The 15,729-nt window shown below is 60.3% G+C and carries 22 protein-coding genes; 9 read left to right on the top strand and 13 right to left on the bottom strand.

All coding sequences use genetic code 11. From position 1 onward, the window contains the following. Positions 1-5: 5 nt before the first annotated feature. Positions 6-446: a hypothetical protein gene (locus QTL94_RS26120; protein ID WP_065689607.1), complete on the top strand. Its 441-nt coding sequence runs from the start codon at positions 6-8 to the stop codon at positions 444-446. A 44-nt stretch (positions 447-490) separates the two neighbouring features. Here the strand turns inward: QTL94_RS26120 and QTL94_RS26115 are convergent, their stop codons facing one another. Next, the gene (locus tag QTL94_RS26115) at positions 491-1,171 is read right to left on the bottom strand and encodes a L,D-transpeptidase (protein WP_065689608.1); all 681 of its coding nucleotides are present in this window, start codon (positions 1,169-1,171) and stop codon (positions 491-493) included. A 139-nt stretch (positions 1,172-1,310) separates the two neighbouring features. Further along, on the bottom strand, positions 1,311-2,048 hold the full coding sequence (locus QTL94_RS26110; protein WP_065689609.1) for a L,D-transpeptidase: 738 nt from the start codon (positions 2,046-2,048) through the stop codon (positions 1,311-1,313). Positions 2,049-2,257: 209 nt separating this feature from the next. Here QTL94_RS26110 and QTL94_RS26105 point away from each other — a divergent pair, with 209 nt between their 5' ends. Both QTL94_RS26105 and QTL94_RS26100 read left to right on the top strand, forming a co-directional pair. Then, positions 2,258-2,887 carry a DNA-3-methyladenine glycosylase I gene (locus tag QTL94_RS26105; protein WP_289803534.1) on the top strand — a complete coding sequence of 210 codons (630 nt, stop codon included), beginning with the start codon at positions 2,258-2,260 and terminating at the stop codon, positions 2,885-2,887. Positions 2,888-2,895: 8 nt separating this feature from the next. Next, positions 2,896-3,381, top strand: a complete 486-nt coding sequence (locus tag QTL94_RS26100; protein ID WP_502944189.1) for a hypothetical protein — start codon at positions 2,896-2,898, stop codon at positions 3,379-3,381. 10 nt (positions 3,382-3,391) lie between these two features. Here QTL94_RS26100 and QTL94_RS26095 read toward each other — a convergent pair whose 3' ends face one another. The 4 genes from QTL94_RS26095 to QTL94_RS26080 all read right to left on the bottom strand — a co-directional run bounded on the left by QTL94_RS26095 (position 3,392) and on the right by QTL94_RS26080 (position 5,397). Further along, complete coding sequence (locus tag QTL94_RS26095) at positions 3,392-4,096, bottom strand: HAD family hydrolase (RefSeq protein WP_289803532.1); 705 nt, start codon at positions 4,094-4,096, stop codon at positions 3,392-3,394. Between the two features lie 64 nt (positions 4,097-4,160). Further along, positions 4,161-4,688 carry a TadE/TadG family type IV pilus assembly protein gene (locus tag QTL94_RS26090; protein WP_289803531.1) on the bottom strand — a complete coding sequence of 176 codons (528 nt, stop codon included), beginning with the start codon at positions 4,686-4,688 and terminating at the stop codon, positions 4,161-4,163. Continuing rightward, a complete protein-coding gene (locus QTL94_RS26085; RefSeq protein WP_289803530.1) occupies positions 4,688-5,221 on the bottom strand; it encodes a TadE/TadG family type IV pilus assembly protein in 534 nt (177 codons plus the stop codon). Before QTL94_RS26085 ends, QTL94_RS26090 begins: the two co-directional genes overlap by 1 nt. Beyond that, positions 5,218-5,397 (bottom strand): hypothetical protein, encoded by a 180-nt coding sequence (locus tag QTL94_RS26080; protein ID WP_289803529.1) that lies wholly within the window; start codon positions 5,395-5,397, stop codon positions 5,218-5,220. The genes QTL94_RS26085 and QTL94_RS26080 overlap by 4 nt, the downstream gene beginning before the upstream one ends. 306 nt (positions 5,398-5,703) lie before the next feature. Between QTL94_RS26080 and QTL94_RS26075 the strand changes: the two genes are divergently transcribed. Then, on the top strand, positions 5,704-6,753 hold the full coding sequence (locus QTL94_RS26075) for an aldo/keto reductase (protein ID WP_289803528.1): 1,050 nt from the start codon (positions 5,704-5,706) through the stop codon (positions 6,751-6,753). Positions 6,754-6,793: 40 nt separating this feature from the next. Here the strand turns inward: QTL94_RS26075 and copM are convergent, their stop codons facing one another. The 5 genes from copM to QTL94_RS26050 all read right to left on the bottom strand — a co-directional run bounded on the left by copM (position 6,794) and on the right by QTL94_RS26050 (position 9,026). Then, positions 6,794-7,153, bottom strand: a complete 360-nt coding sequence (gene copM, locus QTL94_RS26070) for a CopM family metallochaperone (protein WP_289803527.1) — start codon at positions 7,151-7,153, stop codon at positions 6,794-6,796. A gap of 78 nt (positions 7,154-7,231) precedes the next feature. After that, entirely contained in the window at positions 7,232-7,576 is a 345-nt protein-coding gene (locus QTL94_RS26065; protein WP_289803526.1) for a hypothetical protein, read from the bottom strand. Between the two features lie 73 nt (positions 7,577-7,649). Then, the gene (locus QTL94_RS26060) at positions 7,650-7,964 is read right to left on the bottom strand and encodes a BrnA antitoxin family protein (RefSeq protein ID WP_289803525.1); all 315 of its coding nucleotides are present in this window, start codon (positions 7,962-7,964) and stop codon (positions 7,650-7,652) included. Next, entirely contained in the window at positions 7,927-8,205 is a 279-nt protein-coding gene (locus QTL94_RS26055; RefSeq protein WP_289803524.1) for a BrnT family toxin, read from the bottom strand. Before QTL94_RS26055 ends, QTL94_RS26060 begins: the two co-directional genes overlap by 38 nt. 65 nt (positions 8,206-8,270) lie before the next feature. Beyond that, on the bottom strand, positions 8,271-9,026 hold the full coding sequence (locus QTL94_RS26050) for a hypothetical protein (RefSeq protein ID WP_289803523.1): 756 nt from the start codon (positions 9,024-9,026) through the stop codon (positions 8,271-8,273). 137 nt (positions 9,027-9,163) lie between these two features. Between QTL94_RS26050 and hisS the strand changes: the two genes are divergently transcribed. The 4 genes from hisS (at position 9,164) to QTL94_RS26030 (ending at position 13,280) form a co-directional block, all read left to right on the top strand. Then, the gene (gene hisS / locus QTL94_RS26045) at positions 9,164-10,684 is read left to right on the top strand and encodes a histidine--tRNA ligase (protein WP_289803522.1); all 1,521 of its coding nucleotides are present in this window, start codon (positions 9,164-9,166) and stop codon (positions 10,682-10,684) included. 177 nt (positions 10,685-10,861) lie between these two features. Then, positions 10,862-11,980 (top strand): ATP phosphoribosyltransferase regulatory subunit, encoded by a 1,119-nt coding sequence (locus tag QTL94_RS26040; RefSeq protein WP_289803521.1) that lies wholly within the window; start codon positions 10,862-10,864, stop codon positions 11,978-11,980. After that, positions 11,980-12,675 (top strand): ATP phosphoribosyltransferase, encoded by a 696-nt coding sequence (gene hisG, locus QTL94_RS26035; RefSeq protein WP_289803520.1) that lies wholly within the window; start codon positions 11,980-11,982, stop codon positions 12,673-12,675. The genes QTL94_RS26040 and hisG overlap by 1 nt, the downstream gene beginning before the upstream one ends. Next, positions 12,675-13,280 (top strand): class I SAM-dependent methyltransferase, encoded by a 606-nt coding sequence (locus QTL94_RS26030; protein WP_065689622.1) that lies wholly within the window; start codon positions 12,675-12,677, stop codon positions 13,278-13,280. The genes hisG and QTL94_RS26030 overlap by 1 nt, the downstream gene beginning before the upstream one ends. Positions 13,281-13,378: 98 nt before the next feature. Here QTL94_RS26030 and QTL94_RS26025 read toward each other — a convergent pair whose 3' ends face one another. Next, positions 13,379-13,825, bottom strand: coding sequence for a DoxX family protein (locus tag QTL94_RS26025; RefSeq protein ID WP_065689623.1), 447 nt, complete (start codon positions 13,823-13,825; stop codon positions 13,379-13,381). Positions 13,826-14,035: 210 nt separating this feature from the next. Between QTL94_RS26025 and QTL94_RS26020 the strand changes: the two genes are divergently transcribed. Continuing rightward, positions 14,036-14,743, top strand: a complete 708-nt coding sequence (locus QTL94_RS26020) for a glutathione binding-like protein (RefSeq protein WP_289803519.1) — start codon at positions 14,036-14,038, stop codon at positions 14,741-14,743. 70 nt (positions 14,744-14,813) lie between these two features. Here the strand turns inward: QTL94_RS26020 and QTL94_RS26015 are convergent, their stop codons facing one another. Next, positions 14,814-15,260 (bottom strand): hypothetical protein, encoded by a 447-nt coding sequence (locus tag QTL94_RS26015; RefSeq protein WP_289803518.1) that lies wholly within the window; start codon positions 15,258-15,260, stop codon positions 14,814-14,816. Positions 15,261-15,729 lie beyond the last annotated feature (469 nt).

Below are 15,729 nucleotides of genomic sequence, written 5' to 3'. Positions count from 1 at the left end.
TCAGAATGCGTCGTACCATCCTCGCGCTAACGGTTCTTTGCGGTGCCACACAGGCCGCACATGCCGACAGCCGTTTCTTCTGTTCCGCCGACGACAAGGACGTACGGTTCACGATCGAGAGCGGTTTCGAAGCGAAAGAGGGCCACAGGCTCAATCATTTCCGCGGCGCCATCATGATCAAGAGCGCGGACGTCTCACCGGTATTCAAGAAGGTCGTGTTCAACTCGGACCACCTCACACAGAACTGGTCGCATGCAGGCGAACTGCGTCTCGCGATGTTCTATGACGGCGGCGACGAAACCGGTGGACAGACGCTTGATCTCGTCATCGCTGCCGATCAGCACGGCAAGTCGGCCGCGGCATTTTCCGGAACCTATGAGCTGGTGATCGAGGGTGCGGCGAAACCCTTCACCGCGAGCAGCAAGATAAGCTGCGGATCGAAGTAGGCGGCAGGTCACCCAGCCGCCACACTTCTCGTCAATTGGCGTGATCAGCCACCGAAGATGGTGCGCAGAATATCGACGCCCCGGTCGTCAAAGCTGACTTCGCCCTGCTTGTTGCCCGGGCCGACGACGATGACCTTCGTGCCGACAGAGGCGCGCTCGTAGAGATCGATCACATCTTCGTTCATCATGCGGATGCAGCCCGACGACATGTTCAGGCCGATCGACCACGGCTGGTTGGTGCCGTGAATTCGGAACTGGGTATCCTGGCCGCCACGATAGAGATACATGGCGCGTGCACCGAGCGGGTTGTCCTCCCCGCCTTCCTGGAAGGCCGGGATGATGTGACCCTTGGCAGCCTCGCGCTGGCGCATCTCGGCCGGCGGTGTCCAGCTCGGCCATTCCGCCTTGCGCGCGATCTTGACGACGCCCGACCAACCGAAGCCTTCGCGCCCGACGCCAATACCGTAGCGTGTCGCACGGTTCTTGCCTTCGACGTAGTAAAGATACTTGTGATTGGTATCGATGATGATGGTGCCGGGGGCCTCATCTGTCACCAGGCGAACGCGCTGGCGCTTGAATTGCGGCTTCACGGTCTTCGGCATTTGGGTGACGCGAACCACCGGAGCACCATCGTGGGCGGGCATGTTCGGCTGTGCGAGTACAGAGGCGGGCAGGACAGAGAGCATCAGTCCGGCGGCTGTGAAAGCCGTCGTCAGTTTCATCATATGTGTTTCCCCTTCGAAGCAAAAAATCGGACCGAAGCTAGCCGAACTTCGATCCGATTCAAAGTCTTGTGCGCCGGTTGCAGCAATTTCCGCCCAAGGTTGCGGTTAATAGTGACAATCGGCAGGTATTGAGGCGTCGTTACATGACGATGACACGCGTTCCCACTTTGACGCGTTCGTAAAGGTCAGTAACGTCTTCGTTCCGCAGTCTGATGCAACCCGATGACACGGCGCTTCCGATCGTCCACGGCGCATTCGTGCCATGGATGCGATAAAGCGTGGAGCCCAGATACATGGCGCGCGCACCGAGCGGATTTTCCGGACCGCCATCCATTCTTGCCGGCAGGTAGTGTCCCTTGGCGGCTTCGCGGCTGATCATTTCAGACGGTGGCGTCCAGTCCGGCCATTCCGATTTGCGAGTGATCTTGTGAGCGCCGGCCCATTCGAAGCCAGGCTTGCCGACGCCGACGCCATAGCGGCGCGCCTTCCCGCCTTCCATCACGAGGTAGAGGAAGCGGTTGTTCGTGTCGATGACAATGGTCCCGGGGTTCTCTTTGGTCTGGTAGGCGACCACCTGCGGCAGATATTGCGGTTCGATCTGCTGGCGGATCACCGGCACGCCGGGATTGATCGCGGAAACGCGCTGGACGGCTGCGCGGGGGGCGACACGCGGCGCAAACAGTCCGCGCTGCTGGTAGACGACCGGTCGCTGGTAGACGACGGGACGCACCTTGCCGCCGCCGAGCTGCATGATCCATGGAGCGGCGAGGTCGGGGCTCAACACGACCGGCGGACGCGTGGCGTAGCGGTCGTCACCGAACGCAGCGGTGGAAAAGACGCCGAGCAACGCCGCGGCGATCAAAAGGGATTTCATCATCGGACTTACTCTCTACAACTGGCCGAAAATGTACTGGCGGCACGCGCCACCTGTCGCCAGCCTGCCACCGCGCCCGCCAGCGAATGGTAAATTCGATTTCATTAAAGGGCGACGAAACGGATAAACTTTTCGTCAGGGTTATCGTTCGGTTTGGAAAGAGGGTTTGCAAATGGTAAAGCCGGATTCGCAGCTGAAAATGAAGCGGACCCATGAGCGAAACAGGCATCATCATCGGTGAAGACGGCAAGCACCGCTGTCACTGGCACGCCAACCTGCCGGACTACATGCGCTACCACGACGAAGAGTGGGGGCGCCCGGTCACGAACGACATTCGGCTGTTCGAAAAGATCTGCCTCGAAGGCTTCCAGTCCGGCCTCTCCTGGTTGACGATCCTGCGCAAGCGCGAAAACTTCCGCGCCGCCTTCGCCGGCTTCGATTTCGAAAAAGTCGCACTGTTCGATGATGCCGATATCGCGCGCTGCCTTGGCGACACCGGTATCGTGCGCCACCGCGGCAAGATCGTCTCGACGATCAACAACGCCAAGCGGGCAATCGAGCTCCGCAAGGAGTTCGGCTCGCTCGCCAAATACTTCTGGAGCTTCGAACCCGGCCACAACGAGCGCCCCGGCGTGGTCAACCGCGCGACGATCATGGCGAACCCGACGACGCCGACATCCGTCATCATTTCCAAGAATCTGAAAAAGCGCGGCTGGACCTTTGTCGGTCCGACCACAGTTTATGCCTTCATGCAGGCAATGGGTCTCGTCAACGATCATTTCGAAGGTTGCTTCTGCCGCGCCGAGGTAGAGGCGATGCGCGACGCATTGGTACGTCCATGAGAAAGCTGATGGCGATTGCCGTGTTTGGTGCGCTGCTGGCTTCGCCCGCGCTGGCGCAGTCGCCCGAGCTTCAGCCGGGCGAGCGTTTGGAAAAGCTGCAGTTTCCCGGCGCGACGATGGAGCTCAAGGGCTGGACGAAATTCGGAAACAGCCGCGTCTACACACTGCCGGTCAAGGTCGGGCAGCACGTGAAGATCAGTTTCACGACGAAAAGCAAGTTTGCTTTCCTGGCGATCTTCGATCTGGCAACGCCGGATGACGAGGCGATCTTCGGCACGGACGAGGACGGCGACACTTACACCACGACGGCGAAGACCAATACCACCTGGCTGCTCCGGCCCTATTACTCCAAGGCGTCGCCGCGCCGCGGTCTTGGTGCTCCCTACAGCATCCTGATCGAACCGCAGGCCGCCGCGCAACCGGCATCGCCACAAGCCACCCCGGCGCCTGCCGACGACAAGAAGCCATCGCCGTTGTTTCCGCCGCGGCAATGAGGGCGAGAGCTCACTTGAGCGTCTCGATCAGGTTTCGCAATTCTCCGAGATGCTCGATCTTGCGGAAGCGTGGTGCCTCCGTGGGCTCTTCGACATGTTCGAGCACCCATGTGAGTTCGTGCGGAACGAACACGCCGTAGCTGCCGGCAGCGATCGCCGGCACGATGTCGGACTTCAGCGAGTTGCCCACCATCATCGCCCGTTCCGGGCCGCCGCCGACCTTCGAGAAGATGCGCCGATAGGTAACGGCTGTCTTGTCCGAGACGATCTCGACGGCGTGAAAATAGTCGCCAAGCCCCGATTGCGCCAGCTTCCGCTCCTGGTCGAAGAGATCGCCCTTGGTGATCATCACGAGCAGATAGTGTTCGGCAAGCGCCTCCAGCGTATTGCGAACATGCGGCAGCGTTTCGACGGGATGAGACAGGAGATCGCGGCCGGTATCGAGGATACGGGCAATCACCGCGGCCGGAACCTTGCCATCCGTGATCTCGATCGCCGTCTCGACCATCGAGAGCGTGAAGCCCTTGATGCCGAAACCGTAGTAGCGGAGATTACGCTTCTCCGCCTCCAGCAACCGCTCTGAAATCTTCGGCCCTTCGGCAAAGTCCGCCAGCATCTCGGTGAAACGCGCTTCGGTCAGCCGGTAATACTGTTCGTTCTGCCAGAGTGTATCGTCGGCATCGAAGCCGATCGTCGTCAGCATACGGGTGGTCATGGGCGCACCGTAGAAAATCCAGATAAACAATTTATGAGCCGGCGCCGCCGAAACAAGGGAGCGCCTATTGATAGACGACCGCACCGATGAATCGCGGGCGAGCAAAGGCCGTCTCGGCAAAGGTCATCGATCCGAACCCAAGAATGGATGACATGGTCGTATAGCTTGCCACACCTTCGATGTAGATGACGGAATCGCCGTCTGTCAGCTGCGGCAGGGTTTTGGTGTCGAGAACCTGCGGCTTCAGCAGTGCGACCGTTCCGCTTTCGTTTTTCCAATCGAGTTTGTAGGCGCCACCGGTCTTCTTGATACTCGATATGCGCAGCGCGTTCGGACCAGTGCTGCTCTGTTGCAGGTGGGTAAAGACCCCATAGATATTGCTGATGAATGCGCTGTTGATCGATGTCTGCCGGGAAATGACGTCGGCGACGATGCCGTTCGCCTGAACGATACCTTGGTAGGTGCGGTACATGTCGAAGGCCGTGATGCTCGCCAGGAAGAAGAAGATCATCACGGGTGCAATCAGGGCAAACTCGACTGCGGAGGCGCCCGAGCGCTCGCGGAGCATTCTGGAAAGATAAGGGTTGCGCATCAAATCGGCTCATTCACAAAGGCAAAGCTGGACGTCAGGCGGATGCCGCCGGTCGCGTCCTTGGGGAAGCTGAGGCCCATTCCCAGACCCGGTATCAGCGGGTTAACGACATAGCAGGCTCGGGTGAAAATGATCTGCGACGGCTGTCCGGCAGTGTAAGTCGTCACAGGATCGATAGCGAGCGAGCGGTCGACGCAGGGCGTTGCATTCGTCGGGAAATCGGTGGCGCTGCTGATCGGCGTGAACTCGACCCGGATGGATTTGACGCAATCGCTGAGGATGATCGCTTCGCTGCAAACCGCCGCCTTGAACTGGGCATAGGTCAGCTTCGCTCCGTTGATCTGCAGCGCGCGCGAAGTGCGGCTGACGGCCCTGTCGAGCATGATCGATTGCGTCATGATCCAGCCGGCTTCGAAGATCGAGAATACCAGCGCGAAGACGATCGGTGCCAGGATGGCGAATTCGATTGCGGCGGCCCCAATGCGTTCGCTCAGGATTTGTCGCATCCGGGCCGATACCACTGCATGCTTCATTGCGTTAGCCTCAATTTCCGGATCGAGGTTGAAATCGACTTGAAGGCGTCACCGATGCCGGTGCCGGACGCCTGGTAGAAATGGGCAGCGCTGGTGGCGCAGTTTTTCATGCCGTTGATTGCGGTGGTGTCGTTGCCCAGTTCGAATCCGATCGTGAAGATCGTGAGTTTCCCCATAACCTTCCCCACGTTTGGCAAAGAGTTATCGATGATCAATTAGGATCTGGTGAATAAAAGCTGGAAAATCCTGCAAATACAATCACAAAGAGAATTATCGTCAGTTGCAATCGCTGCCGCGTGATGCTGGCCAACGCGATAAAATTTCTTGCCCATCGTTGAAACCTGTCGGCATCGCCTTAATTTGTAGCCGTCTCATCCGCGCAGCCAATGAGGGCGCGCACCATTCCGCACAGGTCACCAATATCAAGGGTTCATGACTCCGCCGGCGTCCGCCGGGTGGCTACCACAAGGAAGTGTCCGATCATGCGTTACAATCAACTTGGAAATACCGGGCTGTTCGTCTCCGAGATCTGCTTGGGGACGATGACGTTCGGGGCGGCAGACGAAGGCAGTATGTGGGGTTCGATTGCCGATGTCGACCAGACCGCTGCCGACCGGATCGTCGAACGGTCCCTTGCCGCCGGCGTCAACTTCATCGACACCGCCGACGTCTATTCCTCGGGCGAATCCGAACGGCTGCTTGGCCAGGCCCTGAAAAACCTCGGCGTGCCGCGCAAGGATGTTGTCATCGCCACCAAGGTTTATGGCGTCATGGGCGACAAGCCGAATGATCGCGGTGCCTCACGCGGCCATATCATGGACTCCGTCGAGGCCAGTCTGGAGCGCCTGCAGACAGATCATATCGATCTCTACCAGATCCATGCCACCGATCCGGTGACGCCGATTGACGAGACGCTTCGTGCGCTCGACGACCTCGTGTCGCGCGGTCTTGTCCGCTACATCGGCGTCTCGAACTGGCAGGCATGGCGCATCGCCAAGGCGCTCGGCATTTCCGAACGGCGCGGCTTTGCCCGCTTCGAAACCGTTCAGGCCTACTATTCGATCGCCGGTCGCGATCTCGAACGTGATATCGTGCCGCTGATGAACGAGGAGAAGCTCGGGCTGATGGTGTGGTCGCCGCTTGCCGGCGGACTTCTTTCCGGCAAATACGGCCCGGGCGCGCCCGGCAACGGCGAGGGGCGCCGCGCGACCTTCGACTTCCCGCCGGTCGATAAGGACAAGGCCTGGGCCTGCGTCGCCGTCATGCGCGAGATTGCGGCGAAACATGGCGTAAGCGTCGCGACGGTGGCGCTGGCCTACATTCTCGCCAAGCCGTTTGTCACCACGGTCATCATCGGCGCCAAGCGGGTCGAGCAGCTCGATCAGAATCTCGCTGCCGTCGGCCTGAAGCTCGATGAAAACGATCTGAAGAAGCTTGATGAGGTGAGTGAGCTCGCGCCCGAATATCCGGGCTGGATGCTCGCCCGCCAGGGTGCCGGCCGCCGTCCCGCGCCGTTCGAACCGCAGGCATGAACGGAAGGACGCCGGAGTTGAGCTCCGGCGTCCACCGCTGTTACTTGCCGTGGGCCTTCAGCCAGGCCTGCATGTCGGCAATCTCGGCCTCCTGGGCCTTGATGACGGCCTCCGCCAGTTTGCGGATTTCAGGGTCCTTGCCGTATTGCAACTCGACCTTGGCCATGTCGATCGCCCCCTGATGGTGCGGGATCATGCCCCGGACGAAATCGGCATCGGCATCGCCGCTATACTTGATCATCATGTCCTTGTGCATCTTGGCATTGGCCTCGGCAAACGCATGGCTTGACGCGCTGTGGTTGCCCATCGGCTTGCTCATGTCCATCGACATGTCTTCCGCAAGGAGGGGGGAGGCCGAAACCACAAGGCTTGTGGCAATAACGAGCATTTTCATAGACATGGGATATCCTTCCTGTTTCTGGCAATGGAATTTCGGAATGCGGCGCGAAGCCGCGAAATGCGGTCGAAAATCGGATTGTCAGGCTGTTCGGGGAGGCGGTGCCAAAGGCGCGGGTCGTGCCCCTGGAAGGGCGAGCGCGACATCAGGGGAGGGGTAGGAAAACACCTGCTTGCCATCGGCATGGACGGCGGCCTCAGGTGGCACGACAAGGCAGGCGGAGCAGAACGGCATATGCACCGTGCCGCCCGCCGGGCATGGATCTGTCGCCGGCGTGTCGGCCTTCGCCGTATCGCCCATGCCCGCCATATGATGGTGCTGCGCACTGGCATTCACATCGGCATTCACCACCTGGTTCATCGAGGCGCACATCGGGCATCCCGCCCATGCGGACATCGTCCCATAGGCGAACCAGGCAAGCATCATTGTCGCGATGGCCATTAAGCGCATGGGCTGAAGATAGGCAAACCCGCGGCGGCTGCCAAGATGGCGACACGCATTATCGAAGCTTGGCCGCCTTGCGTAACGCATCGTTGATCCGCCCTTGCCATCCCTTGCCAGTCGCCTTGAAGGCATCGATCACATCAGGGTCGAGCCTGAGCGAAATCTGCCGCTTCGGCTGCTCCACTGCCGGGCGACCACGCGAGCGCCTGATGCTTTCGGCAAGCTCGGGGAAGACCTCTGCGAAGGGACGAGCCTTTTTGAAGTCCTCTTCGGTCCATTCGGGATTATCCGGATCTTCGGCAATGCCGCGCTGGATCGCGGCTTCTTCCTCGTCAGTGAGGCCGTGGATTTTTCGACTGGAATTGTTCATAGAGCCTCCTTTCCTGGCGGCTTGCCCGTCGCATCGAGATGACGGAAATCCCCTCGCTCCCGAGAACGGCGAAAACGACGGCGATCACATCCTCGATCAGGACACCCACGGCCTTCAACCGTGGGCTCCTGGCGTCGAGGATCAACGCCGCCGCGAAGAAATCCTCATCCAGGTCGCAAAAATCCAGCCCGTGCTTTGCAGCATTGCGGACGCGTTTCGGCTCATCCCAAACGATCTTCATCGATACGATATCGCAAAATAAAAGTGATACAATAAATCTTTGATTGCATCACGATATCTTGCAATTCACCAGGCCGCAATCACCTGATGGATCACCTGGTAATCCTGGCTTTCCTCTCCAATCGGCACCACCGGCCAGGCCCAAGCCGCCCGCGCCTCCGGCACCGCGACCCCGTGCATGAGGTCGCTCTCTTCGTGGGTATTTCCGTTGCGGTCGATCACCGCATAGGACACGTCGGTGACGAGGCAGCTTTTGAACGGCATACGCGACAACCCTGAGAGATGCGCCGCGATCAGTTGTTCCGCCGTATCGGCAGGCATCCGCTCCCGCTCCGCCTCGAACCACCGCTGCACCCCGCGCCCGATCTGCGAGAGCAGATTGGCCGAAACCACGAAGTCGAGATAGGGCACGTTGCGCAGGAAGCTGAGCGGCTCCGGCGCCTTGCCGGCGGCAAGCTCGTCATAGCCCGAGAGATCGCGCTCGATCAGCCGGACGTTGCGATAGATCTTGCTCCGCATCTTCAGCCGCACCGTCGCGACATGCACGAGATCGATCAGAACGACGGTATCGAAGCTGGCTGCCAGCTCCCGGATCGGCACGTCGCGCAACAGCCCGGACCCCAGCACCACGGCCGTCCGCCGCTGTTTGCAACCCGCCATGGCGGCAAGGATTGACCGCTTCGTGTTCTCCTCATGCTCGGCCCATTGCCGGCTGCAGCGGTTGGCGCGGGACCAGAGATTGATCGAGTAGCGGATATATTTGCGGTGCGCCTTCTGCGTCCGCCAGGCAGTCGCGGCGTAGAGAAGTGCTTCAGCGATCATCATATAGCTCCGCCATTCGGTCCATTCTCTCTCGTTCAATCGATTCTGTGCTCCGGATCAAGGGCCTTCGCCCTTGCCGCATCCGGCCCTTTCCGCTAGGAAACCGCCACTGTCACACTGAGCGGAAGACGTTGGAAATGAACGACAAGCAGAAGAAACCACAAAAGCTCAAGGCCAGACTTCCCCGCGGTTTCGTCGATCGTTCGGCGGCCGATATTCGCGCTGTCAACGAGATGACCGCGAAGATCCGCGAAGTCTACGAGCATTATGGTTTCGATCCAGTCGAAACGCCGCTGTTCGAATACACCGACGCGCTCGGCAAGTTCCTGCCCGATGCCGACCGGCCGAACGAAGGCGTCTTCTCGCTGCAGGATGATGACGAGCAGTGGATGTCGCTGCGCTACGACCTGACGGCGCCGCTCGCCCGCCATGTCGCGGAAAACTTCAACGAGATCCAGCTGCCCTACCGCACCTATCGCGCTGGCTATGTGTTCCGCAACGAGAAGCCCGGCCCCGGCCGCTTCCGCCAGTTTATGCAGTTCGACGCCGATACCGTCGGCGCGCCCGGCGTGCAGGCCGATGCCGAGATGTGCATGATGATGTCGGACACGCTGGAAGCGCTTGGCATCAAGCGAGGGGACTATGTCATCCGCGTCAACAACCGCAAGGTTCTCGACGGCGTTCTGGAAGCGATCGGCCTCGGCGGCGACGACAAGGCTGCGCAGCGTCTCAACGTGTTGCGTGCCATCGACAAGCTCGACAAGTTCGGTCCCGAGGGCGTGGCCCTCCTGCTCGGCCCGGGCCGCAAGGACGAGTCCGGCGATTTCACCAAGGGCGCCGGCCTCGACCGGAGCCAGATCGACAAGGTCCTCTTCTTCGTCGGCATCAAGGATTATGCGGAAAGCGCTGCCCAGCTGGCGGAACTCGTCGCTGGCACCTCCAAGGGTGCTGAGGGCGTCGAGGAGCTGAACTTTATCGGCAGCCTCGTCGCTGGCGCCGGTTACCAGTCCGACCGCATCAAGATCGATCCCTCCGTTGTCCGCGGTCTCGAATACTACACCGGCCCGGTCTACGAAGCCGAACTGCTGTTCGACGTCACAAACGAGAAGGGCGAAAAGGTCGTGTTCGGTTCCGTCGGCGGCGGCGGTCGCTATGATGGTCTGGTCTCCCGCTTCATGGGTCAGCCGGTTCCGGCAACAGGCTTCTCCATCGGCGTCTCGCGCCTGATGACGGCGCTGAAGAACCTCGGCAAGCTCGGTCAGAGCGAAGTCATCGAGCCCGTCCTCGTCACCGTCATGGATGGCGATGTCGAGGCCATGGGCGGCTACCAGCGCATCACCCAGGAACTCCGCCAGGCCGGCATCCGCGCCGAAATGTACCAGGGCAACTGGAAGAAGTTCGGCAACCAGCTGAAGTACGCCGATCGCCGCGGTTGCCCCGTCGCCATCATCCAGGGCGGCGATGAGCGCGCCGAGGGCGTCGTGCAGATCAAGGACCTGATCGAGGGCAAGCGCCTCTCCGGCGAGATCGAGGACAACGCCTCGTGGCGCGAGGCCCGCGTTGCGCAGGAGACGGTCAAGGAGGCCGATCTGGTCGCCAAGGTGAAGGAAATCCTGGCGGCGCAGGCGGAAGATCGCAAGCGAGCGTCGAATGGTTGAAAAACCCCTCCCCAACCCCTCCCCACAGGGGGGAGGGGCTTTCGGTCGCGCCGGCCTGCCCAATCCATTGTTGGCCAGTGCCGCTACGTTTCGGATTTTGCTCGACAGCGACCCCGACTTAGTCCCTCCCCCTTGTGGGGAGGGGTTGGGGAGGGGCCTTTATTTGGGAGCAGCACCATGCCCCTGATCAACCTGCCCGATTTCTCTTCCGATCTGTTAGACGAATTCGCCGCGCGCCGGACGGAGCGGGTGGATACGCCCGTCATCCAGCCGGCCGAGCCGTTCCTCGATATTGCCGGCGAAGACCTGCGCCGCCGTATCTTCATGACGGAAAGCGAGACCGGCGCCAGCCTTTGCCTGCGCCCGGAATTCACCATCCCGGTCTGCCTTCAGCATATCGAAACCGCGACCGGCACGCCCAAGCGCTATTCCTATCTCGGTGAAGTCTTCCGCCAGCGCCGTGACGGCAGCAGCGAGTTCTACCAGGCCGGGATCGAAGATCTCGGCGATATCAATATTGCGAGTGCCGATGCGCGGGCAATCAGCGATGCCGCCGGCATCCTTGCGCGCCTGTTGCCGGGGAAGCGCCTTGCGATCACCATTGGCGACCAGGCGGTGTTCGAAGCCGTAGTTCAGGCGCTGGGCCTGCCGCTCGGCTGGCAGAAGCGCCTGATCCACGCCTTCGGAAACATGATCCAGCTCGAGGCCTTGCTTGCAAGCCTGGTCAGCCCGCAGTTCGTCACCGGTCTGGACGACGATATCGCCCGCCTGATCGGCGCCGGCGACGAGGCGGCTCTCGTGGCGCATATCGACGCAACGATGCAGCAAACTGGCTACTCCACAAACGCCAGCCGTTCGCCGCAGGAAATCGCGCGCCGGCTGACGGAGAAGCTGATCCTCTCGGAAACGCGCCTCGATGATGCGGCTTTCCGCGTGCTGGAAGAATTCCTGTCGCTGGACGTGCCTTTGATCAACGCGTCTGCCGCGCTGTCCGGCTTCGCGGACGCTGCAGGGCTGAAGCTCGGCAACGCGCTCTCACGCTTCGACGGACGAGTGGCTGCGCTTGCAAATGCCGGCATCGATCTTTCCATGATCAGCTATCGCGCCGCCTTCGGCCGTCCGCTGGATTATTATACCGGCCTGGTCTTCGAGATTGGCGTCGAGGACTCTGAAGCTGTTCTGGCCGGTGGTGGTCGCTTCGACAAACTGATGAGCTTCCTGGGTGCGAAGGATCGCATTCCGGCTGTCGGCTTTTCCCTCTGGCTTGACCGCATCGCAACCGAGAGGGCTGCCTGATGACGATTACCATCGCGCTTCCCTCCAAGGGCCGAATGAAGGAAGACGCTTCGGCGATCTTCGAACGCGCCGGCTTGAAAATTACCGCCGTTGGCAATGATCGTTCCTATCGCGGCCGCGTCGAGGGCTGGGACGACGTCGAAGTCGCCTTTCTGTCGGCATCGGAAATCTCCCGCGAGCTCGGCAATGGCACCGTCGATTTCGGTGTCACCGGCGAGGATCTGGTTCGGGAAGGCCTAGCCGAGGCCGACAAGCGCGTCGAAGTCTGCGCCCGCCTGGGTTTTGGTCACGCCGATGTCGTCGTCGCCGTTCCCGAGATCTGGCTTGATGTCGATACCATGGCCGATCTTGGCGATGTTGCCGCCGATTTCCGCGCCCGGCACGGCCGGCGTCTCGCGATCGCCACCAAGTACTGGCGCCTGACGCAGCAGTTCTTCTCGAGCCAGCATGGCATTCAGCTCTATCGCATTGTCGAAAGCCTCGGCGCCACCGAAGGCGCTCCGGCGTCTGGGTCCGCCGATATCATCGTTGATATCACCTCGACCGGCTCGACGCTGCGGGCAAACCATCTGAAGGTTCTCTCCGACGGCGTCATCCTGCGCTCCGAGGCGTGCCTCGTGCGCGCCCGCAAGGAAAGCCATGGCGACGCGCCTTCTGTCGCACGGCTGGTCGAAGCCGTCCGCGCGGCCTTGTGATGGCGGGCGAGGACGAGAACATCATCGCGCTCTATGAGCGTCATGCCCTCGCATTCGATGATCTTCGCGGTCGTAACCTGTTCGAAAAGCCTTGGCTGGACCGGTTCACGGCGCTCGTCCCGCCGCGCGGCGATATTCTCGACCTCGGCTGCGGTGCCGGCGAGCCGATTGCCGCAAGCCTGATCCGCGACGGCTTTCGTGTGACGGGTGTTGATGCGTCGGAAACGCTGATCGGTCTTTGCCGCGAGCGCTTTCCCAACCGGGCATGGTTCGTCGCCGATATGCGGCAGTTCTCGCTGCCGGCGAAGTATGATGGCATTCTGGCCTGGCACAGCTTCTTCCATCTGAACCAGAGCGACCAGCGCGCGATGTTTCCGCGCTTCGCAGCCCTTTCGGCGCCCGGCGCGGCGCTGATGTTCACGGCAGGCCATTTCGATGGTGTGGCGATGGGCGAGTTCGGCGGTGAGCCGCTCTATCACGCGAGCCTCTCGACCGAGGAATATACCGCACTGCTCGAGGATAACGGCTTCGCGGTTGTTGCTCATGTCGTGCAGGATCCGCAATGCGGCGGCGCCACCGTCTGGCTGGCGAAGCGGATTTCGTAACCGCTCCCGGCGCGCAGCACTTTTCTTCAGCGAGCAAACGAAAAACCCGCTGTCTTCCGACAGCGGGTGGAGCATGCTTGGGAGAATGCGATATTCGCTTAGGCGGCTGCCGTGACGGCACCGCGGCGGGCGTCGATCGAGTAGAGGCCCGGGCCGAAGGTGGCGAGCAGGATGTAAGCGCCGGCCAGCGTGAAGTTCTTCATCAGCATGATGCCGTTCAGGGCGTTGATCCAGCCAAGTGCTGCATCCGGCCAGCCGGGAACGGCAACGGTACCAGAGTGGAAGACGAGGCCGGTGAATGCGCAGAAGAGAGCCAGTGCCCAGCCGACGATCTTCGTCTGGAAGCCGACGAGAACGGCAATGCCGGTGACGAGTTCAAATGCGCCAGCGAGATAGGCGAGCGCGGTTGCAGCAGGCAGGCCGGCGCCGGTGATCATGCCGGCAGTGCCGGACGGATCGGTGAGCTTGCCGAAGCCGGAATAGATGAAGATGAACGAGAGCAGGATGCGTGCGACGAGAATGACGGTGTTCTGGGTATTCGACATGGAACTGTCTCCGGTTGAATGAGCTGAGATCCTGTGCCCCGGCACGTTGTTGATCTCGGATGACACGTTGTCGCCTTTTTTTGCTGTCGTGAAAAGATAGACGGAAGGGGACGCTTTGTTCTATAATGTTGAACGATCAAGGGTCGAATCCGTGGCTTGTCACGGTCCGTAACAGTCTTCTATGTTCGCTCCCGAACATGGAGATTGATAATGACAGACCTTTCTGCTTTTCCCATTACGACGCGTTGGCCGGCAAACAATCCCGATATCATTCAACTCTATTCGCTGCCGACGCCGAATGGCGTGAAAGTCTCGATCGCTCTCGAAGAACTCGCGCTGCCCTATGAAGCGCATCTGATTTCCTTCGGGACGAACGACCAGAAATCCCCCGAATTTGTATCGCTCAATCCGAACGGCCGCATTCCGGCGATCATCGATCCCAACGGTCCGGATGGAAAGCCGATCGGCCTTTTCGAGTCCGGCGCAATTCTGCTCTATCTCGCGGAGAAGACCGGCAAGCTCATTCCTGCCGATGCGGCAGGCCGCTACGAAACCATCCAGTGGGTCTTTTTCCAGATGGCAGGCATCGGCCCGATGTTTGGCCAGTTCGGTCATTTCTACAAGTTCGCGGCCGACAAGGTCGCCAACAATTCCTACCCGATGGAGCGTTATCGCGATGAATCCAAGCGCCTCCTGTCGGTGCTGGAAGCAAGGCTGCAGGGTCGCCAATGGATCATGGGCGACAGCTACACCATCGCTGATATCGCGACCTTCCCGTGGCTTCGTGGCGCGGATATCTTCTATGGAGGCCGGGAGGTTCTCGACTACGCCAGTTTCCCCGCGACGATGGCATGGCTGGAGCGCTGCATCGCACGTCCTGCCAGCGAGAAGGGACTGAACATACCGCCGCGCCCTTAAGGTTCGCGCACTCAAAGCAGAAAAGCCGGTCCCTCGCGGGGCCGGCTTTTTAGTTCGCGGTTCAATGACCCTACTGGCGGCGGACAACCGGCTCGTCGGTGTTGGTCTTGAAGCGAGGAAAGATGAAAACGCCCAGCAGGCTGCCGCTGTGGGCTTCCTCGTAGCCATTCGACTCTCCCATGCAGAAGAGCGGCTGACGGTATCCATTCGGCATGATGATGGTCGTAGAGAAACAGAAGGACGAGGAGCGTGTCGCCGCCTGTTCGAATATCTCCAGGATACGATGGTGGTCGTTGGCGTCGTAGCACCGCATAAGGCTCAGAAGGCCGCATTCCGGCGTTATCAGGCCGTGGAGCTTGGCGCTTCGTTCCTTCAAGCGGATCACGCCGCTGGAAAAGTCTCCAACCCAGGTCTCCGAAATGGAGTACTGCGCCAGAAGATCGTGTTCGTGATTATCGTTATCCAGCGATCCCGGCATGAGCGGTGCGGCGACGTTGGTTCTCGCGATCTTAAACAATTCGTTCCCCAGTTTGGGTGTGGCTTCCCCCGCCACACGCCCGGCAAACATAACAGGCTCATGCCGCGCCGTGCCTCATGCTCGGGCGATCAGGATATGGGGCTGCGTTGCCGGGTTCTTCTTGAGGGAACCGCGTCCATATCTCCGAGTCTTGCACAACTTTAGATACGTGTCTTGTAAGTGGCGTCTTAAAGACCGTCTCGGCGCCGCGATGATCATAGCCGCCCTTTATGGGGTCGAGCAGCCGCTCATCATCGGATCGAGCGCAGGCGGGATTTATAGAAATTTTTACGCGAACATCAATCACTTTTTACGCACAGAGGCTTTCCTGCAAGGCTAGACATTCCGCAGGTTGGAGCAAAAATTTGCGCTAGAACTGCTAAAAAACCGAAAAATGATTGAATGAAAACGCTTTCAATCGGCTGTTGAACGCAAAATTGTGCGGAAAGCGCGTATCGCGAACGAAAAT

Source organism: Rhizobium sp. S96 (assembly GCF_030382195.1).
Lineage (GTDB): Bacteria > Pseudomonadota > Alphaproteobacteria > Rhizobiales > Rhizobiaceae > Rhizobium.
This window is presented reverse-complemented; position numbering and strand designations above follow the sequence as displayed.